General features: G+C 65.6%; 29 protein-coding genes. 22 read left to right on the plus strand and 7 right to left on the minus strand.

Features of this window, described 5'->3' with window-relative positions; all coding sequences use genetic code 11:
- Nucleotides 1-91 precede the first annotated feature (91 nt).
- Together DFR52_RS08425 and DFR52_RS08430 are read right to left on the minus strand one after the other, a co-directional pair.
- Nucleotides 92-991, minus strand: a complete 900-nt coding sequence (locus tag DFR52_RS08425) for an NAD-dependent epimerase/dehydratase family protein (protein ID WP_110031497.1) — start codon at nucleotides 989-991, stop codon at nucleotides 92-94.
- Between the two features lie 32 nt (nucleotides 992-1,023).
- Nucleotides 1,024-2,217: a BaiN/RdsA family NAD(P)/FAD-dependent oxidoreductase gene (locus tag DFR52_RS08430; protein WP_110031498.1), complete on the minus strand. Its 1,194-nt coding sequence runs from the start codon at nucleotides 2,215-2,217 to the stop codon at nucleotides 1,024-1,026.
- 208 nt (nucleotides 2,218-2,425) lie between these two features.
- Here DFR52_RS08430 and DFR52_RS08435 point away from each other — a divergent pair, with 208 nt between their 5' ends.
- Nucleotides 2,426-3,556, plus strand: a complete 1,131-nt coding sequence (locus DFR52_RS08435; protein ID WP_110031499.1) for a hypothetical protein — start codon at nucleotides 2,426-2,428, stop codon at nucleotides 3,554-3,556.
- 94 nt (nucleotides 3,557-3,650) lie between these two features.
- Here DFR52_RS08435 and DFR52_RS08440 read toward each other — a convergent pair whose 3' ends face one another.
- Both DFR52_RS08440 and DFR52_RS24980 read right to left on the minus strand, forming a co-directional pair.
- Nucleotides 3,651-3,920, minus strand: a complete 270-nt coding sequence (locus tag DFR52_RS08440; RefSeq protein ID WP_110031500.1) for a hypothetical protein — start codon at nucleotides 3,918-3,920, stop codon at nucleotides 3,651-3,653.
- 33 nt (nucleotides 3,921-3,953) lie between these two features.
- A complete protein-coding gene (locus DFR52_RS24980; protein ID WP_280954186.1) occupies nucleotides 3,954-4,079 on the minus strand; it encodes a hypothetical protein in 126 nt (41 codons plus the stop codon).
- 185 nt (nucleotides 4,080-4,264) lie between these two features.
- Here DFR52_RS24980 and DFR52_RS08445 point away from each other — a divergent pair, with 185 nt between their 5' ends.
- From DFR52_RS08445 to DFR52_RS08465, 5 genes are all read left to right on the plus strand, one after another.
- On the plus strand, nucleotides 4,265-5,671 hold the full coding sequence (locus DFR52_RS08445) for a M24 family metallopeptidase (RefSeq protein ID WP_158284904.1): 1,407 nt from the start codon (nucleotides 4,265-4,267) through the stop codon (nucleotides 5,669-5,671).
- 104 nt (nucleotides 5,672-5,775) lie between these two features.
- Nucleotides 5,776-6,360 (plus strand): HupE/UreJ family protein, encoded by a 585-nt coding sequence (locus DFR52_RS08450; RefSeq protein WP_110031502.1) that lies wholly within the window; start codon nucleotides 5,776-5,778, stop codon nucleotides 6,358-6,360.
- Nucleotides 6,360-7,004: a hypothetical protein gene (locus DFR52_RS08455; RefSeq protein ID WP_110031503.1), complete on the plus strand. Its 645-nt coding sequence runs from the start codon at nucleotides 6,360-6,362 to the stop codon at nucleotides 7,002-7,004. The genes DFR52_RS08450 and DFR52_RS08455 overlap by 1 nt, the downstream gene beginning before the upstream one ends.
- A 110-nt stretch (nucleotides 7,005-7,114) precedes the next feature.
- Nucleotides 7,115-7,984, plus strand: coding sequence for an urease accessory protein UreD (locus tag DFR52_RS08460; RefSeq protein WP_110031504.1), 870 nt, complete (start codon nucleotides 7,115-7,117; stop codon nucleotides 7,982-7,984).
- A 16-nt stretch (nucleotides 7,985-8,000) separates the two neighbouring features.
- Nucleotides 8,001-8,303 (plus strand): urease subunit gamma, encoded by a 303-nt coding sequence (locus tag DFR52_RS08465; RefSeq protein WP_110031505.1) that lies wholly within the window; start codon nucleotides 8,001-8,003, stop codon nucleotides 8,301-8,303.
- Between the two features lie 93 nt (nucleotides 8,304-8,396).
- Here DFR52_RS08465 and DFR52_RS08470 read toward each other — a convergent pair whose 3' ends face one another.
- Nucleotides 8,397-9,008: a hypothetical protein gene (locus DFR52_RS08470; RefSeq protein ID WP_210205805.1), complete on the minus strand. Its 612-nt coding sequence runs from the start codon at nucleotides 9,006-9,008 to the stop codon at nucleotides 8,397-8,399.
- Nucleotides 9,009-9,116: 108 nt separating this feature from the next.
- On the opposite strand from DFR52_RS08470, the gene DFR52_RS08475 reads away from it, so the two are divergent.
- The 16 genes from DFR52_RS08475 to ureG all read left to right on the plus strand — a co-directional run bounded on the left by DFR52_RS08475 (nucleotide 9,117) and on the right by ureG (nucleotide 18,291).
- Nucleotides 9,117-9,374 carry a DUF1272 domain-containing protein gene (locus tag DFR52_RS08475; RefSeq protein WP_110031507.1) on the plus strand — a complete coding sequence of 86 codons (258 nt, stop codon included), beginning with the start codon at nucleotides 9,117-9,119 and terminating at the stop codon, nucleotides 9,372-9,374.
- A gap of 111 nt (nucleotides 9,375-9,485) precedes the next feature.
- Complete coding sequence (locus DFR52_RS08480; RefSeq protein WP_146215565.1) at nucleotides 9,486-10,115, plus strand: HD domain-containing protein; 630 nt, start codon at nucleotides 9,486-9,488, stop codon at nucleotides 10,113-10,115.
- Nucleotides 10,102-10,407 carry an urease subunit beta gene (locus DFR52_RS08485; RefSeq protein WP_110031509.1) on the plus strand — a complete coding sequence of 102 codons (306 nt, stop codon included), beginning with the start codon at nucleotides 10,102-10,104 and terminating at the stop codon, nucleotides 10,405-10,407. The genes DFR52_RS08480 and DFR52_RS08485 overlap by 14 nt, the downstream gene beginning before the upstream one ends.
- Entirely contained in the window at nucleotides 10,407-10,718 is a 312-nt protein-coding gene (locus DFR52_RS08490; protein ID WP_210205806.1) for a hypothetical protein, read from the plus strand. The genes DFR52_RS08485 and DFR52_RS08490 overlap by 1 nt, the downstream gene beginning before the upstream one ends.
- Nucleotides 10,715-11,152, plus strand: coding sequence for a lysozyme inhibitor LprI family protein (locus DFR52_RS08495; protein WP_110031510.1), 438 nt, complete (start codon nucleotides 10,715-10,717; stop codon nucleotides 11,150-11,152). The genes DFR52_RS08490 and DFR52_RS08495 overlap by 4 nt, the downstream gene beginning before the upstream one ends.
- A gap of 43 nt (nucleotides 11,153-11,195) precedes the next feature.
- Entirely contained in the window at nucleotides 11,196-11,495 is a 300-nt protein-coding gene (locus DFR52_RS08500; RefSeq protein WP_110031511.1) for a hypothetical protein, read from the plus strand.
- 10 nt (nucleotides 11,496-11,505) lie between these two features.
- A complete protein-coding gene (gene ureC / locus DFR52_RS08505; protein WP_110031512.1) occupies nucleotides 11,506-13,218 on the plus strand; it encodes an urease subunit alpha in 1,713 nt (570 codons plus the stop codon).
- A 27-nt stretch (nucleotides 13,219-13,245) separates the two neighbouring features.
- Nucleotides 13,246-13,701 carry a DUF29 domain-containing protein gene (locus DFR52_RS08510; RefSeq protein ID WP_110031513.1) on the plus strand — a complete coding sequence of 152 codons (456 nt, stop codon included), beginning with the start codon at nucleotides 13,246-13,248 and terminating at the stop codon, nucleotides 13,699-13,701.
- Between the two features lie 234 nt (nucleotides 13,702-13,935).
- Nucleotides 13,936-14,103, plus strand: a complete 168-nt coding sequence (locus tag DFR52_RS24475) for a hypothetical protein (RefSeq protein WP_158284906.1) — start codon at nucleotides 13,936-13,938, stop codon at nucleotides 14,101-14,103.
- Between the two features lie 201 nt (nucleotides 14,104-14,304).
- A complete protein-coding gene (locus DFR52_RS08515; protein WP_158284907.1) occupies nucleotides 14,305-15,324 on the plus strand; it encodes a lactonase family protein in 1,020 nt (339 codons plus the stop codon).
- Nucleotides 15,325-15,362: 38 nt separating this feature from the next.
- Nucleotides 15,363-15,884: a baeRF12 domain-containing protein gene (locus tag DFR52_RS08520; protein ID WP_342587895.1), complete on the plus strand. Its 522-nt coding sequence runs from the start codon at nucleotides 15,363-15,365 to the stop codon at nucleotides 15,882-15,884.
- A gap of 3 nt (nucleotides 15,885-15,887) precedes the next feature.
- A complete protein-coding gene (locus DFR52_RS08525; protein ID WP_110031516.1) occupies nucleotides 15,888-16,442 on the plus strand; it encodes an urease accessory protein UreE in 555 nt (184 codons plus the stop codon).
- Nucleotides 16,435-16,686: a DUF6434 domain-containing protein gene (locus DFR52_RS08530; protein ID WP_110032030.1), complete on the plus strand. Its 252-nt coding sequence runs from the start codon at nucleotides 16,435-16,437 to the stop codon at nucleotides 16,684-16,686. Before DFR52_RS08525 ends, DFR52_RS08530 begins: the two co-directional genes overlap by 8 nt.
- Nucleotides 16,683-17,003 carry a low molecular weight protein tyrosine phosphatase family protein gene (locus DFR52_RS08535; RefSeq protein ID WP_110031517.1) on the plus strand — a complete coding sequence of 107 codons (321 nt, stop codon included), beginning with the start codon at nucleotides 16,683-16,685 and terminating at the stop codon, nucleotides 17,001-17,003. The genes DFR52_RS08530 and DFR52_RS08535 overlap by 4 nt, the downstream gene beginning before the upstream one ends.
- Nucleotides 17,000-17,662 carry an urease accessory protein UreF gene (locus DFR52_RS08540; RefSeq protein WP_110031518.1) on the plus strand — a complete coding sequence of 221 codons (663 nt, stop codon included), beginning with the start codon at nucleotides 17,000-17,002 and terminating at the stop codon, nucleotides 17,660-17,662. The genes DFR52_RS08535 and DFR52_RS08540 overlap by 4 nt, the downstream gene beginning before the upstream one ends.
- Nucleotides 17,659-18,291: an urease accessory protein UreG gene (ureG, locus tag DFR52_RS08545; RefSeq protein WP_110031519.1), complete on the plus strand. Its 633-nt coding sequence runs from the start codon at nucleotides 17,659-17,661 to the stop codon at nucleotides 18,289-18,291. Before DFR52_RS08540 ends, ureG begins: the two co-directional genes overlap by 4 nt.
- 1 nt (nucleotide 18,292) lies before the next feature.
- Here ureG and DFR52_RS08550 read toward each other — a convergent pair whose 3' ends face one another.
- Nucleotides 18,293-19,027, minus strand: coding sequence for a proteasome-type protease (locus DFR52_RS08550; protein ID WP_110031520.1), 735 nt, complete (start codon nucleotides 19,025-19,027; stop codon nucleotides 18,293-18,295).
- Nucleotides 19,028-19,054: 27 nt separating this feature from the next.
- Nucleotides 19,055-19,849 carry a transglutaminase family protein gene (locus DFR52_RS08555; protein ID WP_110031521.1) on the minus strand — a complete coding sequence of 265 codons (795 nt, stop codon included), beginning with the start codon at nucleotides 19,847-19,849 and terminating at the stop codon, nucleotides 19,055-19,057.
- Nucleotide 19,850 lies beyond the last annotated feature (1 nt).

Raw genomic sequence — 19,850 nt, forward strand, 5'->3', positions numbered from 1 at the left:
GCTGCAAAGGTCTTGCACCTGCAATCGCGTTGCTGTCAATTCGCCGGCGGCAGTTTCTGGGCTCGAAAGCCCGCTCAAGGTGAGGTGGCGTCTAGACCGTGACGTATTTGCGCCAGTCGTGCTCCTCGACGAAGCCGAGCATCTCGCGGATCTTGCGGTTGGAATAGAGCGCCTCGTTCTCGCCCAGTTCGCGCGTCAGCGGCACGCCCGGGAAGAAGCGCTCGGCCAGCTCGCGGGCCGGCAGGTTGACGGAATTGGTGTCGTTGCCGGCATTGAAGACCTGATAGCCCAGGCCATCGGTCTTCAGGCACCGGTCGACGATCTGGCCGAGGTCGCGCGCGTCGATATAGCAGAAGATGTTGCGGCGGCGGACTTCCGGATTAGCGAAGAAGCCGGGGAACCGCTCGTATTCGTGCGGCTCCATCACGTTGCCGATCCTGAGCGCATAGATGTCGGCGCCGGAGCGGCGCTGGAAGCTGCGCGCGGTCTGTTCGTTGACCACCTTGGACAGGCCGTAGGAATCCATCGGATTGACATCCATGTCCTCTTCCACCGGCAGCGCCGGCGGATTGGCGATGCCGTCGGCGAAACAGACGCCGTAGGTGGTCTCGGACGAGGCGATGATGATCTTCGGGATGCCGAGTTTCACCGCCGCCTCGATGACGTTGTAGGTGCCGACGGTGTTGACGCGGAAGGTCTCGTTGTCTGGCTTGAGCAGGATCCTCGGCACGGCGGCGAAATGCACCACCGCGTCGAAATGCGGCACGCCGGTGCCGGGCTCCAGTTCGTCGAAATTGGCGTAGCTGGTCATGGCGTTGAACATCTCGCCCGACCGGGTGATGTCGGCGGCGAGATTGTCCACGCCCGGATGATCAAGTGGCGCGAGATCGATGTTGAGCACGCGGTGGCCCTGATCGAGCAGATAGGCAATGACATGGCGGCCGGCCTTGCCGGACCCGCCGGTGAACAGAATTCTGAGCTTTCGGGTCATATGCGTCTCCTGTGCTGTGTCTGGCCTGTGGCCTAGACATGGCGCCCGGCGGCAACGCCCGACGACCATGCCCATTGAAAATTGTGACCTCCGAGATGGCCGGTGACGTCGACCACCTCGCCGATGAAGAACAGGCCCGCCACGCTGGTGCTTTCCATGCTCTTCTGTCTGAGGCCGGCCGTGTCGATGCCGCCCAGCGTCACTTCGGCGGTACGATAGCCTTCTGTGCCTCCAGGAACCAGATGGTGGGCGTGCACGGTGCCGGCAATCGCCTTCATCGCCGCGTTGCCGAGGTCGGCCAGCCGCGCCTGGGCCGGGCTCAAGTCTGTGCAGAGCTGTTGCGCCAGCCTGCGCGGCAGGATCTCGCCCAGCACCGAGACCGGCGCCGCCTTGGGTCGTTCTCCGCGCCCCGAAATCAGCTCGCCCGCAACATCGACTCCCGGCGCCAGATCGATCTCGATGGAGTCGCCCTCGCGCCAGTAGGAGGAGATCTGCAGCATTGCCGGGCCGGAGACACCGCGGTGGGTGAACAGCATCGCCTCGTCGAAGCTAGCCCCGTTGCAGCGCGCGGTGACCGGCAGCGACACGCCCGAAAGGTCCTTCCACTTCGGCGCCAGATGGTCGGGCCAGGTGAATGGCACCAGCGCCGGCCGCACCTCGGTGACCCGATGGCCGAACTGGCGCGCGATGTCGTAGCCGAGCCCGGTCGCACCCATCTTCGGGATCGACTTTCCGCCGGTGGCGACCACCAGGCTGGCGGCTCTGTGCCGGCCGTCGCTGGTTTCCACTTCATAGATGCCGGCGTCGTCCCGACTGGTCGAGTGAATGCTGGTCGACAGCATCAGCCTGACGCCGGCGTCGGCCATTTCGCGGGTGAGCATGGAAATGATCTCGCGCGCCGACCCGTCGCAGAACAACTGGCCCAGCGCTTTTTCGTGGAAAGCGATGCCGTGCCGCTCGACGAGCGCGATGAAATCGCGCTGGGTGTAGGCCTTCAGCGCCGAGATGGCGAAATGCGGATTGCCCGAGAGGAATGTCTTCGGGCTGCAATGGATATTGGTGAAGTTGCAGCGACCGCCGCCCGAAATGCGGATCTTCTCGCCGGGCGCGGACGCGTGATCGATGAGCGTCACCCGCCGGCCCCGCTTGCCCGCCTCGATGGCGCACATCATGCCGGCGGCGCCTGCGCCGAGCACGATCACATCTGTCATATCTGCCTGCGGCATGAAGGGTCCTCGATTTCCGATCCGGCGTGCAGGCGGCACCGCGGGCCTGCCGGGCATGGCCGCGCCCGGGCCGTGCCGGGCTTGTAGCAGAACCCGGACCGATCACAATGTCTGCCGCGCGACCCGCCGGCCGTTCTCCGGCGGCCGCGGTTTCTTGTCGCCTCCGCGGCGGCATGCTAGCCCGGTCCCGGCAACGGGGACAATCGGCATGAGCATTCACGGCATTGCAGCGGACGGCATTTCAGTCGGGCTCGACCTCGAAGTCGGCCATCTGGCAGTCCTTGAGGTGGACAGCGACGGCCGCAGGCTGAGCCCGCTGCACAAGGCGCCCTGGGTCGGCGACCCGGAACAGGACTTCCCCCCGGGCACGGCGCCCAATGTCAGACACCTGTCGGGAGACTTCTTCTGCGCTCCCTTCGGCCGCAGCGACGCAGACTGCGGCGACCCCGGGCCTGCCCCCTCCCATGGCTGGCCCGCCAACAGCGCCTGGACGGTGCTGCGCTCCGGGCCCACGCCGAGCGGCGCGGAAGCCGTCTTCAGGCTCGACCGACGGGTCTGCGGGGCGACGGTCGAGAAAACCCTCCGCCTCCTTCACGGCCATCCCTTTGTCTATCAGCAGCACCGCTTCATCGGCGGCGAAGGCGCGATCTCCGCAGCCCATCACACCATGGTGCACATGCGCGAGGGCGGTGACATAGCCGTCTCGCCCAAGCTCTTCGCCGAAACTCCGGCGGACCCGCTCGAGCCCGATCCGTCGCGCGGCCGGTTCGTGCTGGCCTATCCGGCGACGACGCCCGACCTGCATGCCTTCCCCCTGGCCGACGGCGGCACCGCGGATCTCGGCCGCTATCCGCCCGGCGATCGCCACGAGGATTTCCTCACTCTGGCTGAAGCGCCGGGCAGGCCGCTCGGCTGGACCATCGTCAGCCGCCGGGCCGAGCGCGATCGCGTCCTTGTCCTCAAGAACCCGGCGGTGCTGCCGGTGACGATGCTGTGGATGAGCAATGGGGGCCGCGATTACGCGCCCTGGTCCTCGCGCCATGCCGGCGTGCTGGGGATCGAGGACGCGCGCGCCTCTCCGCTGGGCCATGCCGATTCGATCCGGCCCAATGCCTGGACCGCGCGCGGCATCGCAACCGCCTTCGACCTGGCGGACGGCGGCGCCATCGTCATATCCCAGGTGATCGGCGCCTGCGCGATGGGCGAGGGCGAAGGTGCTGTCCGGGCAGTCTCCGTGGAAGGCGATAAGGTCATCGTCAGCTGTGCTGGCGGATTGTCCCGTCGGCTGCCGTTTGATCCGGAGTTTCTCGCCGGACAGGCTGCATCAAAGCTCGGCTGAGCCAAAGAAAACGCGACCGGGGGAGGGGAAGCCCGGTCGCGTTGGGTGCCCTTCGGGGGAAGAAGGGCGGGGGAAGGATCAGCAGCGAGCGAGATCAGCAGTCGGCGACATAGACCCGGCCGTAGCTGTCACGGTAGCGGCACTTGCCGGGCGTCGACGCGGCGCCGATGAGTGCACCGGCTGCACCGCCGATGAGGGCGCCGGTCGCAATGCCCCTGCCGCCCGAGCCGGTGGCTGCGGCAACCAGGGCACCTGTGCCCGCGCCAACGGCTGCGGTGCCGCCAACGCGCTGTTCGGTGGAGGTGCAGCCTGCCGCGGCGAGAAGGGCGAGGGCTGCGATGCTGGAAGTGAAAATGCGCGTCATGGTCGGCTCCATCTGATAAATGACTGTGTACTGTCAGCGTTCGCCGAAGACCGAAGGCTTGCGGCTTTCCTGGCGCCTGAGCGTTTCGGAATGGAGGATGACGAGTGTGGAGGCCATCAGGGCGAGGCTCATGGTAAGTGCCATAATTGCGATCAACATGTTCTGCTTCCTTCCACCGGTTCGTCAGTGCTTGTGATTGATGTAACGAGGTTAGGCCGGAAAGGTTTCACGGGCTGTGCGATTTTGCACAGTCCGGCCGCCACCGAGGATTTCGGCCCGCCTGGCCGGGCTTGATTGTGGGTCGGAACCGGCTCATTCATGGCAGCAGCCGCACCGAGACTGGAATGCACATGCTCAAGACCGCCCGCCTGGCCGAAATGGACTGGCCCCGATATGCCGCCGCCCCGCTGCCGACGTCACCAGGCCCGGATCTGTACCGCCGCCGCATCGAGGCCACCCGTGCCCGCATGCGGGAGGAAGGCATTGACACGCTCGTCGTCTATGCCGACCGCGAGCATTTCGGCACCATGGTGTGGCTGACCAATTTCGATCCGCGCTTCGAGGAAGCGCTGCTGGTCATCCGTCACGACCGCAAGCCGCTGTTCATCGTCGGCAACGAATGCGAGAGCTATCTGGGCATCGCGCCGATGTTTGCCGCCGGCGAGATCCGCCACGAGCGTCAGCAGTCCTTCTCGCTGATCAGCCAGCCGCGGACCTCGAGCCGCCTGCTGTCGGCCATTCTCGCCGGCGAGGGGATCAGCCACGGCACCCGCGTCGGCGTGAGCGGCTGGAAATACTTCACCGCCGCCGAGCATCCCGACCCGCGGCATGCCATCGACGCCCCTGCTTTCATCGCCGACGTGCTGCGGACCCTGGCCGGCCACGACCAGGTGACCAACGAAACCGCCATGTTCATGAGCCCGCGCGACGGGCTGCGCACCGTCGTCGACGCCGACGACATCGCGCATTTCGAGTACGCCAATTCGGTTGTTTCGCAGTCGATGCGGTCGATGCTGTTTGCGCTCAGCGACGGCATGACCGATTTTGACGCCGTCATCGCGGCGGGTCTCAACGGCCTGCCGCTGGGATGTCACCCCACCTTCTGCACCGGCGACACGGCGCCGCTGGGCCTGGCCGGCCCGATGGGAAACCGCCTGCGCCGCGGCCAGCCGCTGTCTGCCAATCTTTGCATCTGGCGCGCCAATTGCTGCCGCGCGGGCTGGCTTGCCAGCTCCGCCGCCGACCTGCCCGATGCTGCCAGCGATTATGTCGAGGCCTTCGCCGGGCCGTACACCGTGGCCCTCGACCGCTGGTTCTCGATGATGCGTCCCGGCGTGGCGGGCGGCGACATCAAGGCCGAGATCGACCGTCTGCTGCCGTTCGGCAAATTCGGAGTCTTCCTCAACCCGGGTCACCTCATCGACACCGACGAATGGGTGTCGTCGCCGATCTTCGAAGGTTCGGCCATCCCGCTCAGGTCAGGTCACGTCATGCAGGTCGACATCATACCGTCGTCCAGGACCTATTTTTCCGCGCGGATGGAAGACACTGTGGTGATTGCCGACAAGCGGCTGCGCGACGAGCTAAGGGCCCGCCATCCCGAGGTTCATGGCCGCATCATGGCCCGCTCGGACTTCATGCGTGACACGATGGGTTTTGATGTTCCCGAGACGATGCTGCCGTTGTCCGACATGGCCGGCATCGCGCCGCCCTTCCTGTTTGCGCCGGAGAAGCTGATCAGGCTCGGCTGAGCGGAGGACAGCCGGCGAACGGCATTGCCGTCTTGCGCCTTTCGCGACGTCCGCTAGGTTGGCGCAAACGACTCGTCTCCCCGCCGATCTGACAGGACGCGACCATGAAGAAGACCCTGAGCCTCTCCATTCTGCTCGTCATCTGCGCCGCGACCCCCGGGCTGGCCCATACCGGACTGGGTCCGGAAGGCGGCTTCACGTCCGGCTTCTTCCACCCGATCTTCGGCTGGGACCATGTCATCGCCATGATCGCCGTCGGTCTCTGGGGCGCCTTTCTCGGCGCGCCGGCGATCTGGGTGCTGCCGGTGGTGTTTCCGCTGGTGATGGCGTTCGGCGGCGCGCTCGGCGTCATGGGTGTTCCCGTTCCCGCAGTGGAGACCGGGATTGCGCTGTCCGGCGTCATTCTCGGCCTCGCGGTCGCCTTCGCCGTGCGGGCGCCGCTCTGGATTGCCGGCATCCTCGTCGCCGTCTTTGCCGTCTTCCACGGCCATGCCCACGGCACCGAGCTTCCCGAGGCCGCCAACCCCTTCGCCTATGCCGCCGGCTTCGTCATCGCCACCGGTCTTCTGCATCTGGCCGGCATCGGCTTCGGCCTTCTGGTCCGGGCGCCCGGCGGTCAATGGCTGGTGCGGGCCGGCGGCGGCGTCATTGCCTGCATCGGCGCAGCCTTCCTGTTCGGCTATGCATGATGGCTGGCCAGTGCCGGCTGCGGCAATCCGCCTTGCCGGCGTCGCTGGCGGCCTGGCTGCTGGCCTGCACGCCCGGCCACGCCCATGGCCTGGCCGGCGGCAGTCCGCTTGACGAACTCGCCGCCGGTTTCGGCGCGCCGCTCGATGTGGCCGCCGCGCTTCTGCTGATCGCCGCCGCCGGGATCTGCGCGGCGCTCTGGGACAGCAACCGCTTCACCCGCCTTGGCTGGGGACTGCTGGCGGGGACGGCCGCCGGGCCGTTGATGGCGTGGCTGCTGGCGCGGTCGGGCATCGCCATACCGCACTGGCCCGCGCTGGCGCTAGGCATTGCCTTGGCGCTGATGACCGCACTGGCGCGGCGCTGGTCGGCAGCGCTGATGCGGTCGCTCCTTGCGGCTGCCGGCTGTCTGGCGGTCATTGCCACGCTGCTCGATCATGCCGTCGGCGATCTCACCTTTTTCACCGGCGCAGGGCTTGTCCTCGGCGTCGTCTTCTTCACTGCGGCCTCGGCCGCGGCCTTCTCCTTGCCGCAGATGCTGCTGCCCCCGGGCATTGCCCGGCTGGGGCTCCGGATCGTCGCTTCATGGACCGGCGCCATCGCCATTCTGCTGCTGGCCTTTACCCTGCGCGGCGCCGTCGGCTGACCCGGCGGGTTGCGCCGCAGCCGGCCTGGCAATCGGTCGGACCGGCGGCAAAGCCTCTTGCACATGCCGCCGGCTTTTCCGATGATCGGCGCGAAGACAGGATCCTGACCATGACAGCGCCGTTTCCGATTCCAGCCCAGGCAGACCCCTTGCCGCCGCTCCGCCATCAGCGGGCCCGCGGTGCCGGCCGGCTGTCGGTGAAATGGTCGGGTGGCGCCTCGCGCATCGACCGGCTGTTTCAGGAAGGCTCGGCGCGCATCCGCCTGCCGCGCGTGGTTTCCGGCCATCCTCTCGAGGCGGTGCTGATCAACACCGCCGGCGGGCTCACCGGCGGCGACCGCATGGACTGGCACTTCGAGGCCGGGTCCGGCACTGCCGTTTCGCTGACCACCCAGGCCTGCGAGAAGACCTACAAGGCATCCGACGAGGTGCCGGCAGAGGTGTCCACCCGGCTCATCATCGGTGAAGCGGCGTCGCTGTCCTGGCTGCCGCAGGAGACGATCCTGTTCGACCACGCCGCGCTCAGCCGCCGCTTCGAGATCGACTTGGCCGGCCAATCGCGTCTGCTGATGGTGGAGCCGGTGGTCTTCGGCCGCCTCGCCATGGGCGAACGGATGACCAGCGGCCGGTTTCAGGACCGCTGGCGGATCCGCATGGGCGGCCGGCTGGTTCACGCCGAGGATTTCCGCATCGGTCCCGATATTGCGGCGATGCTCGGCCGTGCGGCCGGGGCCTCCGGCGGACGCGCCATGGCCACCGTGCTGATGATCGCGCCAGATGCCGCCGACCGGCTCGACGCGGTGCGGCGGATCGTGGGATCGGCTGGCGGCGCCAGCGCATTTGCGCTCCGCCGGGCAGGAACTGGCAAGCTTCTTGCGAGGATTATCGCCGATGACAGCTATTCCCTGCGCAAGTCCCTTGTGCCGCTGATCGGCCTGCTCAACGAGCAGGCAGGCCTGCCGAAAATCTGGTCACTATGAGAGAGATATCGCCGACATGAACCTGACCCCGAGGGAAAAAGACAAGCTTCTCGTCTCCATGGCGGCGATGGTCGCACGCCGCCGGCTGGAGCGCGGGGTCAAGCTCAATCACCCGGAGGCGATCGCGCTGATCACCGATTTCGTGGTCGAAGGTGCCCGCGACGGACGCGCGGTGGCCGACCTGATGGAAGCCGGCGCGCACGTGATCAGCCGGGCCCAGGTGATGGAGGGCATCGCCGAGATGATTCATGACATCCAGGTCGAGGCGACCTTCCCCGACGGCACGAAGCTCGTGACCGTGCATGAGCCGATCCGCTAGGCCATGCGCCGCGGCCTCGCCATCGCATCGCCGTTCGCGCCTGAAAAAGGCGCGGGCCGGAGCCCGCGCCTTCGGTGTGGGTCAGAAGCGCACTCAGCGCACATAGACGGTCAGCGAGCCGTCCGCTCCGGTCTGGGCGGCAATCACGCTTGCGACGTCAACGCCTTCGGCTTCAAGCTTGCCCGACACATCGGCGTTGGCCTGGATCGACTGGCGCAGCTCCGAGATCGACGCCTGGTTCGCGTTGACCGCCTTGTCAATCGACTGGGAACCGTCCGCCTCCGCGTCGACGCTGACGACGGTGACATCGTTTGCCCCGGTCACGGAACCGATGTCGGATGCGGCATCGGTGTCCGCGTTGATCAGGGCGACGATTTCATCCGCGCTTGCGCCGGCCTGCGCGGCGACATTGGTGCTCGTGCTCAGGCCGAGATCGCCGGCGCCCGACGCGGTGGTATCCAGCGTCGTCCCAGCGGCAGCATTGGTCGATCCGCTGTTCACGCCGGCCTTCGCGTCCGCGTCAAGCGAGCCCGCCAGGGCGGGGGCGGCGGCAAACGATGAACTCATCAGCGCGACGGTCAGGATCTTGGTCATGCGTTTCATGGGATTGCTCCTTTTGCAGTTCCGGTCGCCACCCGAGTCTTGTCGGGCGGCACAAGGAAAACGGTGCCGGGCGACAATGGTTGCGGTCACATTCAAGGTCATTTCATGGGCTTTCCATGACAGGAAGATGCCGCGGACCTCTCGATCTGCCACATTGCCGGAGCCTGGACCGGATCGGCGCCAAGCCCGCGGAAAGAAGGAGAAAAATCGATGCTTGCTCTTCGGCCCAACTGCGAATGCTGCGACCGGGATCTGCCGCCGGAAAGCCCGCTGGCCGTGATCTGCAGCTTCGAGTGCACCTTCTGCCGCGATTGCGCCGCTGGTGTGCTGGAAGGGGCCTGTCCGAACTGCGGCGGCAATTTCAGCCCGCGCCCCATCAGGCCCGCCCGGCTTCTGGAAAAGTACCCGCCATCGTCAAGTCGGGTCGTGTCGGACAAGCCCGGCTGCGCGCTCAAGCGCATGGCCTAGAGGGCTTCTTCTTTTCCCGGAAAGGCAGAAGCGGTCCGGTTCATTGCCCACGGTCCCGATCGGGAGTGATGTTCACCGCCTCCCGAAATGTGTCAGGCGGACGCTTGAGCAGTGACGAAGACCGCGGGCGTCGGACCAAATGCCGGCTGGGGACCCGCCGTGGATAGCCCGGCCACCCATCATCGCACCATTGCCAGGGCGGTTATGTTCGCTGCGCGCGCCCATGACGGGGAGACGCGCCAGGACGCCGGTGACGCCTATGTCAATCACCTCGCCGAGGTCGCCTGCATCTGCGCCGGGCTGGAGCCTTTCGATCCGGTGCTGGTCGCCGCCTGCTATCTCCATGACGCCATCGAGGACACCGCCGTGACCGAGACAGTCCTCCGCGCAGAATTCGGCGACGAGATCGCCGACCTGGTGATGGACGTCACCGATCCGCCCGATCTCAAGGGGCGGGAGCGGCGCGAGCGCCAGGTCAGCCACACCGCGGCGGCCGGTCCGCGCGTCAAGCGCCTCAAGCTTGCCGACAAGATCTCCAACGTGGAGGAGTTGATCGGCATTCAGGCCAGGCGCTTCAAGGTCAAGGCCAACGCGCGCTATCTTGACTGGGCCCGCCGGGTCGTGGACGTCTGCCGCGACGTCGAACCTGCCCTTGACGCCCGCTTCGACGCCTCAGCCCGCAGGCTCGAGGCCGAAATCGACAGACATCGCACAAGGAAACATGCCCATGATCCCCGGTGAAGTCATCACCCAGCCCGGCAGCATCACGCTCAACGCCGGCATGCCGACCGTGACACTGAAGGTCGCCAACACCGGCGACCGTCCCGTTCAGGTCGGCAGCCACTACCATTTCTTCGAGACCAACGAGGCGCTCGCCTTCGACCGCGATCAGGCGCGCGGCCATCGGCTCGACATCGCCGCCGGCACTGCCGTCCGGTTCGAGCCGGGCCAGGAGCGCGACGTCACCCTGGTGCCGTTGTCGGGCGGCCGTACCGTCTACGGTTTCCAGCAGAAGATCATGGGCAGGCTCTGATGGCGCGGCGCAAGGCAAGCCCGTTTGATCTCTGGCGCTCGAGCATGGAACTTGGCGCGCTCGCCGTCGAGACCCAGGCCGTCGTCACCATGCGGATGCTGGGCATGGCCGGCATGTGGCCGGTGGAGACCTCGGAGAACGACCGGATGATGTCGGAAAAGCACCCCGCCTTCGCCAAGGCAGCCACCGCCGCCACCGTGACGGCGATGCGCGGCGGCCGTATGGACGAAATCGTCTCGGCGGCGACGAAGTCGCTGACGACCAAGGCGCGCGCCAACCGCAAGCGGCTGGTCAAGCGGGTGATCCCATGAGCCGCCCCGTATCGAAGGCAACCTTGCTTGGTCTGGCCGTCGCGGGGCTGCTTCCTGTGGCGGCGTCGCTCGCCGAGGATCTGCCCGACTGCAACGACCCGCAGGACCAGATGTCGATGACCTATTGCGCCGGCGTCGACTACGAGACGGCAGACCAGGCGCTCAATGCGCTCTGGCCGTCGGTCGTCGCCGCCGCCAAGGCGAATGACGAAAGTGTCGCCGACCAGGCGAGATCCATGGGCGTGCCGACCACCCTGCAGGCGCTGCGCGCCGCCCAGCACGCCTGGATCTCATTCCGCGATGCCCAGTGCGAATACGAGGCCTACGCCGCCTTCGGCGGCACCATGCAGCCGATGCTCGGCAGCCTCTGCCTGGCGCGCATGACCAATGAACGGATCGCCGAACTGAAGGCGGCCATGGAAGGCCTGCAGTGACCAGCCACGCCAAACCCAACCGTTGAGACAGGACGGATGAGCCATGAACCATTTGCCCGACAGCTCCGACCAGAAGCAGCACTGGCGCAATCAGCGGGCGGTGATCCGTGAACTGCTGTGGGATGAATGGGACCCGATCGGCATCAACATCATCGATTGCGCCATGGATGAATACGACGCCTATGCCGATCAGGCCACGGCCATGATGCGCAACGGCGCATCGGTCGAGGAAACCGCGCGGTATCTCACCGACATCGCCCGCCATCACATCGGCATGCCGAAATTTCTGCACGCGGTCTCGCTGGCGGTCGCAATCAAGATCAAACGCATCATCCAGGATTGAGGACAGACCCATGCCCGCCACCATTTCCCGCGCTGCCTATGCCGCCATGTACGGTCCGACCACCGGCGACAGGGTGCGGCTTGCCGACACGGAGCTGTTCATCGAGGTCGAGAAGGATCTCACCACCTATGGCGAGGAGGTCAAGTTCGGCGGCGGCAAGGTGATCCGCGACGGCATGGGCCAGAGCCAGGTGACACGCGCCGACGGCGCCGTCGACACGGTGATCACCAACGCGCTGATCGTCGACCACACCGGCATCTACAAGGCCGATATCGGGCTGAAGGACGGCCGCATCTGCGCCATCGGCAAGGCCGGCAATCCCGACACCCAGCCGGGCGTCGACATCATCGTCGGACCCGGCACCGAGGCGATTGCCGGCGAGGGCAAGATCCTCACCGCCGGCGGTTTCGACAGCCACATCCATTTCATCTGCCCGCAACAGATCGAGGAGGCGCTGATGAGCGGGCTCACCACCATGCTCGGCGGCGGCACCGGCCCGGCGCACGGCACGCTCGCCACCACCTGCACGCCGGGCCCCTGGCATCTCGCCCGCATGATCGAGGCCGCCGACGCCTTCCCGATGAATCTCGGCTTCTCCGGCAAGGGGAACGCCTCGCGTCCCGAGGCGCTGGAGGAGATGATCCTCGGCGGCGCCTGTTCGCTCAAGCTGCACGAGGACTGGGGCACCACGCCCGCGGCGATCGACAACTGCCTCTCGGTCGCCGACAGATACGACATCCAGGTGATGATCCACACCGACACGCTCAACGAATCCGGCTTCGTCGAGGGCACGGTCAGCGCCATCAAGGGCCGCACCATCCACGCCTTCCACACCGAGGGCGCTGGCGGCGGCCACGCTCCCGACATCATCAAGGTCTGCGGCCTTCCCAACATCATCCCGTCCTCGACCAACCCGACCCGGCCCTACACGGTCAACACCATCGCCGAGCATCTCGACATGCTGATGGTCTGCCACCACCTCGACGCCTCGATCCCCGAGGACATCGCCTTTGCCGAAAGCCGCATCCGCAAGGAGACCATCGCCGCCGAGGACATCCTGCACGACATGGGCGCGTTTTCGATCATCGCCTCCGACAGCCAGGCCATGGGCCGCGTCGGCGAGGTGATCATCCGCACCTGGCAGACGGCCGACAAGATGAAGCGCCAGCGCGGCCCGTTGCCGGAGGAGACCGGCGAGAATGACAATTTCCGCGTCCGCCGCTACATCGCCAAATACACCATCAACCCGGCCATCGCCCAGGGCATGTCGAAACACATCGGCTCGATCGAAGTGGGCAAGCGCGCCGACCTGGTGCTGTGGAACCCGGCCTTCTTCGGCGTCAAGCCGGACATGGTGCTGCTCGGCGGCATGATCGCGGCGGCTCCGATGGGGGACCCGAACGCCTCGATCCCGACGCCGCAGCCGGTGCATTACCGGATGATGTTCGGCGCCTACGGCAAGGCGCGCACCAGCACCTCGGTCACCTTCGTCAGCCAGGCGGCGATCGAGGACGGACTCCATCACAAGCTGGGCACCGAAAAGCAGATGGTGGCGGTGGAAAACACCCGCGGCGGCATCTCCAAGGCCTCGATGATCCTCAACGATGCCATGCCGCACATCGAGGTCGATCCGGAGACCTACGAGGTTCGCGCCGACGGCGTGCTGCTCACCTGCGAGCCGGCAACGGTATTGCCCATGGCGCAGAGGTACTTTCTGTTCTAGCCGCTGCAATTGGGCTATACTGACAGGATGAACAGGATTGCGCCGATCACCAAGCCGACACCCTACCAGGCCGATTACCATCAGTGGTCGGTCGAGCAGGCCGCGCTCCTGCGGGATGGAAAGCTCGACCAGCTTGATCGCGAGAACCTGGCCGAGGAGATCGAGAGCTTGGGACGCAGTGAAAAGCGTGAGATCGAAAGCCGCCTGGCTGTGGTGTTGCAGCATCTGCTGAAGTGGAAGTTCCAGCCTTATTGCCGCACCAGGTCATGGGAAGCGACGCTTGGCGAGCAGCGGCGACGGTTGCTGCGGGTTCTGGACGAAAATCCCAGCCTGAAGTCCGGGCCGCAGCAAGAACTTGCAGGCGCTTATGTCGAGGGCCGGGTCAAAGCCGCGACCGAAACCGGAATGGCCTATGAGGCATTCCCGGAGATATGTCCTTTCTCGATTGTCGAGATTCTCGATCCGGACTTTCTGCCTGACTAATGCATGTCGCCCGAAAGTGTGAAGCGGTTTCGGGATCACGACATGCATAATTATAAAGAGCTAAAGCACATCGCGAGAATGCGAATTCACGCGATGTGCTTTAGGGACGGCGCTGCCTGGCGGGGTCGCCATGTGCTCGAGCCATGCTCCGGTCGCATGGCTGCCCCACCCAATTGACGTTTTGCTGCGGTGCAATATGGGACTATTGTTGCGCTGCAACCAAGGAAAACTGCCATGACCGCTTCCAGCCCAAGCCGCGTTCGCCGTTTCTTCGACGCCGCCGCCCTCTCCATCAGCTTCGCCACCCAGGCCGATCGTCTTGCCCATACGCCCGAGAATGCGTTCCATGCCCGCGGCACAACCCGCCAGCAGGCCATTCGCGATCTGCTCGACCGCCTCTGACGAAATGACCGAAGAGCCGACCGGGCATCCCCGGATCGGCATGCAGGCCCGGTTGTCGCTGTTGCGCGGGCCATCGCCGTTCCGCTGAGCCGTTTTCCCGACCGGCCATTTCCCTGTTCAAGTGCTGGCCGGATGTGCCAGATTGGCGCAGGCAGGAAGAGCTTTGCCAGGGGAGAGTGGCGTGGCGCGGTGGCGGAACAGATGAACAGTGCGACATCGGTGTCTGCGGGTGAGGCGCATGCAACGGCCAGACCGCTGCAGCTCCAGGTTTCGAGAAGCGCTGAAGAGGCGTTGTCTCGCACCGGCCGCACCGAGGACATTCGCTTCTCTCCAGACAATCGGCGCCTGGCCCTGGCCGGATTTGCGGCGGACTGCTGTCTTGTTTTCGATGTCTCTATCGACGTGTCGGCAGCTCTCCCTGTCGTTCGAATAACCGACCATATCGAGATCAGATCGCCACAATTGCGCGAGCCGCACGGCTTCGATTTCATCGGCAACGACCGGTTGGTCGTCGCCAATCGCGTGGGTGCGATCGAGATCTTCCAGTTGCCCCCGGGCCACTGCGGCGGCCGGACATTCGACTTGCAGCCGGTTCGCAGCATCCGTCGCGCCAATCTGCTGCGCAGGTTGCGCAATCCCGGATCCGTGTGTGTGGCAGGCAATTCGGACGGCAGGGTCGAACTGCTCGCCTGCGACAACTACAAGCGTCGCGTCACCCGCCATGTCCTTGACCTCAACAACCGGTTGGGCCGCGCCGACAACCGCATCCTGCTCCGCAATCGTCTCGACATCCCCGATGGCATCGCGCTCAGTGATGACCGGCGCTGGCTCGCCGTCAGCAATCACAACACCAGCAGTGTGCTGATCTTCGACCGTCACGGGCCACTGAACCCGGCCTCGGCCCCGGCCGGCGAACTCACGGGCGTGATGTTTCCTCACGGTCTGCGCTTTTCTCCTGATGGGCGCCGGCTCTATGTCGCCGACGCCGGCGCTCCGCGAGTCTGCCTCTTTACCTCCGACGATGCCACCTGGTCAGGCCGCAGGGCCGCCGTCCGTTCGGTCGGGGTGATGGATCAGGAGACCTTTCTCAGGGGACATTGCAACCGCGCCGAAGGCGGACCCAAGGGGCTCGATATCGATGCGAGCGGTTCCTTGCTGGCAGTCACCTGCGAGCACATGCCGCTGGCGATGTTCCCCGTTTCGGGGATATTTGCCGCCTGACCGTTCCGGGCTTGGTCGCCTGAGCCGATGGGTCCCTGATGCGGATCATTTTCCTGCTGCATTGGCGGCGTAATGTGAAGCCACTGGAATCATTGTCTCAGGAGGTTGAAATGTCTGGCATTCGTTTGAAGCATAAGGGGTGGGTTGTCATCGCCGACGGCGGCAAGGCGCTGTTTCTCGTCAATGCCGGAACGCCTTCGGAGCCTGCCTTGCAGGTGGTCGGCGGCCTCGAGCAGAGAAACCCGTCCACCGCCGAGCAGGGTGTAGAACGGCCCGGCCGCCTGTCGGACGGCATGGGCGGCAGCCATCGCAGCGCGGTCCAGGAGACCGACTGGCACCAGTTGGCCAAGGAGGATTTTGCCCGCGACATCGCCTCCATGCTTGAAGAGCATGTCCAGGCCGGCAGGTTCGATCAGTTGATCGTCGTTGCCCCGCCTTCGGTGCTGGGCGCGATGCGCAAGGAACTCAGCGATGCCGTCACCGGGAGGATCATTGCCGAAATAAACAAGGATTTGACGGGCCACCCCGTGGATAAGATCGAGAAATTGCTGTTTGATTGACGGATGCAGAGCAACCGACTGACCGCAGCATCCGTCACCCGCGATTTCCGCGATCCCGCCGCCACCATCACGCTTGACGAGTCCGCGCGTCACCGGCGACGGATGATGATGACGACGGACCGGACCGCCAACGGGTCGGTGATCGACTTTCTGCTCGATCTTCCCGCGGCGCGGCTGTTGCGTCACGGCGACGGCCTGGTGCTCAATGACGGCCGCGTCATCGAGGTGCGCGCAGCGCCGGAGAGGCTGATGCAGGTGACTGGCCGCGATCCGCGCCACCTGCTCACGCTGGCCTGGCAGATCGGCAACCGCCATCTGCCCGCCGAGATCTCCGGCACGGTCATCACGCTGCGCCGCGATCACGTCATCCGCGCAATGCTCGAGGGCCTGGGCGCGACGGTCAGCGACATCGATGCGGCCTTCGATCCGGAGGGAGGCGCCTATGGCGGCCATGGCGGTCACGGTCATGGCCATGGGCAAGGCGGAGATCATCGCGCAGCCGAGCACGATCATGGCGACGCCGGGCACCGCCACGATCACGGGCATAGCCATGACTGAGAGGTCGCCGCTTGACTGGCACAGCGCTCCGCTCGAGCCCTCGACGCGGATCGACGCCGCCTACCGCAACACCCAGAATGTGCGCCGGTTCTTCACGCGTGAGATCGGCGAGCATTTCCGGTTTGACCGCCCTTTCATGGCGTGGATGAAGAGCCATCGGGGATCGACGCTGGCGGAAGCGGCAGAACAATGGCGCCGGCACCGGCAGGACGACAGCCAGGGCTCCGCGGAGAACGATGCTTGAGGCGGATCTTGTTCATCTGCGGCAAGTGCCGGCACCGCAGCCCGACGGCGGCCGAAATCTTTGCCCCGCTCGAAGGCTGGGAAACCGATGCCGCAGGGCTGGGCGATGACGCCGACAGCCCGCTCGCGGATGAACAGATCGGTTGGGCGACCCATCTGGTGGTCATGGAGAAGAGGCAACTGGCCCGGCTCAGGCGGAAATTCTCCGGCAAGCTGGCGGGCAAGCGCATCATCTGCCTCGATGTCCCTGACACCTATGTGTTCATGCAGCCGGAACTCGTTGAGCTCCTGCGCAGCCGGATCGGCAGAATCTCATGACCCGGACCCTGGATCTCATCCGCCTCATGACCTGGCTGTCGCCGACCTTTCCCGTCGGCGGCTTCAATTACAGCCACGGGCTGGAACAGGCGGTGGCGGACGCCCGGGTGGCCGATGCCGGAGCGCTCCGCGACTGGATCGAGACCCTGCTCGGTCACGGCTCGGCTTGGAATGACGCGGTGCTGCTGGCGGAAAGCTGGCGGCTGGCTGGCGAGGGAGGCGATCTGACGCCGGTATGCGATCTGGCCGAAGCGTTGGCCGGATCCGCCGAACGCCATTTGGAAACCATGAACCAGGGCGAGGCCTTTCTTGCCGCCTCGCGAGCCTGGCCGCTGCCCGTGCACGAACAGCTCGCCGGCGGCTGTGCCTGGCCGGTTGCTGTCGGCGCGGTGGCCGGCGCATCGGCGATGCCGCTGGAACAGACCCTTGCCGCCTTCCTGCACGCCTTTTCCGCCAATCAGGTGCAGGCCGCACTCAGGCTGATGCGGCTGGGGCAGGTGTCCGGGGTGCAGGTTCTGGCTTCGCTTGAGGCCCCGATCGCGACGACCGCCGGCCGCGCCGCCCAATCAAGCCTTGACGATCTCGGCGGTGCCGCGCTCAATGCGGACATCGCAGCCATGCGTCATGAAACCCTCAACTCGCGGATCTTCCGGACATGACATCACTCAACGGACCCCTGCGCGTCGGCATCGGCGGCCCCGTCGGCTCGGGCAAGACGGCGCTGACCGACAAATTGTGCAAGGCCATGCGCGGTCGCTGGTCGCTCGCCGTCATCACCAACGACATCTACACCCGCGAGGACGCGGAGGCATTGGTGCGCATGCAGGCGCTGCCGTCCGATCGCGTCATCGGCGTGGAGACCGGCGGCTGCCCGCACACCGCCATCCGCGAGGACGCCTCGCTCAATCTCTCTGCCATCGCCGAGATGCGCGCCCGCCATCCCGATCTCGACGTCGTCTTCATTGAATCGGGCGGCGACAATCTCGCAGCCACCTTCTCGCCGGATCTTGCCGACATAACATTGTATGTGATCTCGGTCTGCCAGGGGGAGGAGATCCCGCGCAAGGGCGGCCCCGGCATCACGCGTTCCGACCTGCTGATCATCAACAAGATGGATCTGGCGCCCCATGTCGATGTCGATCTGGGCGTGATGGAGCGCGACGCCACCCGCCAGCGCGCCGGCCGGCCGCATGTGTTCACCGACATGCGCCGCGGAGCAGGCATCGATGACGTGGTTGCGTTTCTGGAGCAGGCGGGCGGATTGAGCGTCCGCAGCGCCGCGGAATAGCTCAGGCCTGAACAAAATCCGGCAGGCTGTCGAAAGCCATCCGAAGCGCATTCGACCAGCCATCGGAGATCTGCCGGTAGTAGGGGTCGTTCTCGGTGATGCGCTTCTCATAGCCCTTCTTCACGCTGTCCTTCGCGTAGAACTGCATGTCGAGCGGCAGGCCGACAGAGAGGTTGGACCTGAGCGTGGAATCGAACGACACCAGCAGCAGCTTGGCCGCCTTCTCGAAGCTCATGTCCGGATCGTAGGCGCGCACCAGGATCGGCTTGCCGTATTTGTGCTCGCCGATCTGGAAGAACGGATTGTCGTCGGTGGCCTCGATGAAGTTGCCTTCGGGATAGATCATGAACATCCGCATCGCGCCGCCGGCCACCTGGCCACCGAAGATGAAGGTGGCGCCGAAGGATGCCTCGCTCTGCAGTCCGCCGGCGGCCGAAGACTTGATCACCTCGCGCACCATCTCGCCGACCATCTGCGCCGCCAGAAACATCGACGGTGCTTCCATGATGCCGGTCTTGCGGTGCTCGGCCGCCTTGGTGTGCTCCTCGAGCATGCTCACCACGGTCTGGGTTGTGGCGAGATTGCCCGCCGACATCAGCGTGAACAGCCGCTCGCCCGGCATTTCCCAGGTGTACATCTTCCGGAATGTGGAGATGTTGTCGACGCCTGCATTGGTTCGCGTGTCGGACATGAACACGAGGCCATGGTTGAGGCGAAGCCCGACGCAATAGGTCATGAAGAGGCGAATCCTTGTTAAGATTCCCTATTGCTCCACGGTGATGGAAACTGCAAGCGCTTCGTCGCCCTGACCGGTGCGAATACCGGAAATCGGGGCCGCGTCGCGGTAATCCAGCCCGTAGGCCAGATAGACGTAGCGGTCGTCCGGGCACATGTCGTTGGCCGGATCGAAGCCGACCCAGCCCAGCGACTCGATATAGGCCTGTGCCCAGGCATGGCTGGCGACCTGCTCGACCTGGCCGTCCATCAGCAGATAGCCCGAGACATAGCGCGACGGGAAGCCGAGCAGCCTGGCGCCGGCCGCGAACACGTGGGCGTGGTCCTGGCACACGCCATGGCCGTCGGCGAGCGCTTCCTCCGCCAGCGTCTCGGTATGGGTGGCACCGGTGATATAGGTCATCTTGTCATGGATCGCGTTCATCAGCAGATGCAGTTGATCGAGGTCGCCGGTCTTGGGCAGCGTCCGCGCCAGTTCACGGATGTGCTTGCCGGGCTTGGTCAGGGCGGTTTCGCGCTGGTAGAGCCAGAGCGGCATGTAGCCGCGGTGGGCGCCCAGCACGCCCGCCTTGTCGTTGGTCTCGACAATGCCGGACGCGATCACCCGGATTGCCGAGGTGTTGCGGTGGGCGCTCACCAGTTCCACCAGGTTGTCGAACTGGTCGCGGTAGCGCGCCTCGATGCTGCCGCCTTCGACCGCGCTCTGCCAGGATTTGACCGTCTGCAGCGAATTGTCCTGCGGCGTGAGCCGGAGCCGCTGCAGCGCATAGCTCACCGGCGCGCCATAGATGTAGTCCGTCGTGTGGGAAATCTTGAGCAACATG

It is taken from the genome of Hoeflea marina, from assembly GCF_003182275.1.
GTDB lineage: Bacteria > Pseudomonadota > Alphaproteobacteria > Rhizobiales > Rhizobiaceae > Hoeflea > Hoeflea marina.

Excerpts from the sequence above, each read along its gene's own strand:
- DFR52_RS08530 (WP_110032030.1), top strand. The coding sequence starts at position 16,435 with ATGACTGAGAGGTCGCCGCTTGACTGGCACAGCGCTCCGCTCGAGCCC.
- DFR52_RS08500 (WP_110031511.1), top strand. The coding sequence starts at position 11,196 with ATGAACCATTTGCCCGACAGCTCCGACCAGAAGCAGCACTGGCGCAAT.
- DFR52_RS08475 (WP_110031507.1), top strand. The coding sequence starts at position 9,117 with ATGCTTGCTCTTCGGCCCAACTGCGAATGCTGCGACCGGGATCTGCCG.
- DFR52_RS08540 (WP_110031518.1), top strand. The coding sequence starts at position 17,000 with ATGACCCGGACCCTGGATCTCATCCGCCTCATGACCTGGCTGTCGCCG.
- DFR52_RS08455 (WP_110031503.1), top strand. The coding sequence starts at position 6,360 with ATGGCTGGCCAGTGCCGGCTGCGGCAATCCGCCTTGCCGGCGTCGCTG.
- DFR52_RS08430 (WP_110031498.1), bottom strand. The coding sequence starts at position 2,217 with ATGCCGCAGGCAGATATGACAGATGTGATCGTGCTCGGCGCAGGCGCC.
- DFR52_RS08550 (WP_110031520.1), bottom strand. The coding sequence starts at position 19,027 with ATGACCTATTGCGTCGGGCTTCGCCTCAACCATGGCCTCGTGTTCATG.
- DFR52_RS08435 (WP_110031499.1), top strand. The coding sequence starts at position 2,426 with ATGAGCATTCACGGCATTGCAGCGGACGGCATTTCAGTCGGGCTCGAC.
- DFR52_RS08520 (WP_342587895.1), top strand. The coding sequence starts at position 15,363 with ATGCGGATCATTTTCCTGCTGCATTGGCGGCGTAATGTGAAGCCACTG.
- DFR52_RS08525 (WP_110031516.1), top strand. The coding sequence starts at position 15,888 with ATGCAGAGCAACCGACTGACCGCAGCATCCGTCACCCGCGATTTCCGC.
- DFR52_RS08465 (WP_110031505.1), top strand. The coding sequence starts at position 8,001 with ATGAACCTGACCCCGAGGGAAAAAGACAAGCTTCTCGTCTCCATGGCG.
- DFR52_RS08515 (WP_158284907.1), top strand. The coding sequence starts at position 14,305 with ATGAACAGTGCGACATCGGTGTCTGCGGGTGAGGCGCATGCAACGGCC.
- DFR52_RS08510 (WP_110031513.1), top strand. The coding sequence starts at position 13,246 with ATGAACAGGATTGCGCCGATCACCAAGCCGACACCCTACCAGGCCGAT.
- ureG (WP_110031519.1), top strand. The coding sequence starts at position 17,659 with ATGACATCACTCAACGGACCCCTGCGCGTCGGCATCGGCGGCCCCGTC.
- DFR52_RS08490 (WP_210205806.1), top strand. The coding sequence starts at position 10,407 with ATGGCGCGGCGCAAGGCAAGCCCGTTTGATCTCTGGCGCTCGAGCATG.
- DFR52_RS08450 (WP_110031502.1), top strand. The coding sequence starts at position 5,776 with ATGAAGAAGACCCTGAGCCTCTCCATTCTGCTCGTCATCTGCGCCGCG.
- DFR52_RS08440 (WP_110031500.1), bottom strand. The coding sequence starts at position 3,920 with ATGACGCGCATTTTCACTTCCAGCATCGCAGCCCTCGCCCTTCTCGCC.
- DFR52_RS24475 (WP_158284906.1), top strand. The coding sequence starts at position 13,936 with ATGACCGCTTCCAGCCCAAGCCGCGTTCGCCGTTTCTTCGACGCCGCC.
- DFR52_RS24980 (WP_280954186.1), bottom strand. The coding sequence starts at position 4,079 with ATGTTGATCGCAATTATGGCACTTACCATGAGCCTCGCCCTGATGGCC.
- DFR52_RS08425 (WP_110031497.1), bottom strand. The coding sequence starts at position 991 with ATGACCCGAAAGCTCAGAATTCTGTTCACCGGCGGGTCCGGCAAGGCC.
- ureC (WP_110031512.1), top strand. The coding sequence starts at position 11,506 with ATGCCCGCCACCATTTCCCGCGCTGCCTATGCCGCCATGTACGGTCCG.
- DFR52_RS08555 (WP_110031521.1), bottom strand. The coding sequence starts at position 19,849 with ATGTTGCTCAAGATTTCCCACACGACGGACTACATCTATGGCGCGCCG.
- DFR52_RS08460 (WP_110031504.1), top strand. The coding sequence starts at position 7,115 with ATGACAGCGCCGTTTCCGATTCCAGCCCAGGCAGACCCCTTGCCGCCG.
- DFR52_RS08495 (WP_110031510.1), top strand. The coding sequence starts at position 10,715 with ATGAGCCGCCCCGTATCGAAGGCAACCTTGCTTGGTCTGGCCGTCGCG.
- DFR52_RS08470 (WP_210205805.1), bottom strand. The coding sequence starts at position 9,008 with ATGACCTTGAATGTGACCGCAACCATTGTCGCCCGGCACCGTTTTCCT.
- DFR52_RS08445 (WP_158284904.1), top strand. The coding sequence starts at position 4,265 with ATGCACATGCTCAAGACCGCCCGCCTGGCCGAAATGGACTGGCCCCGA.
- DFR52_RS08485 (WP_110031509.1), top strand. The coding sequence starts at position 10,102 with ATGATCCCCGGTGAAGTCATCACCCAGCCCGGCAGCATCACGCTCAAC.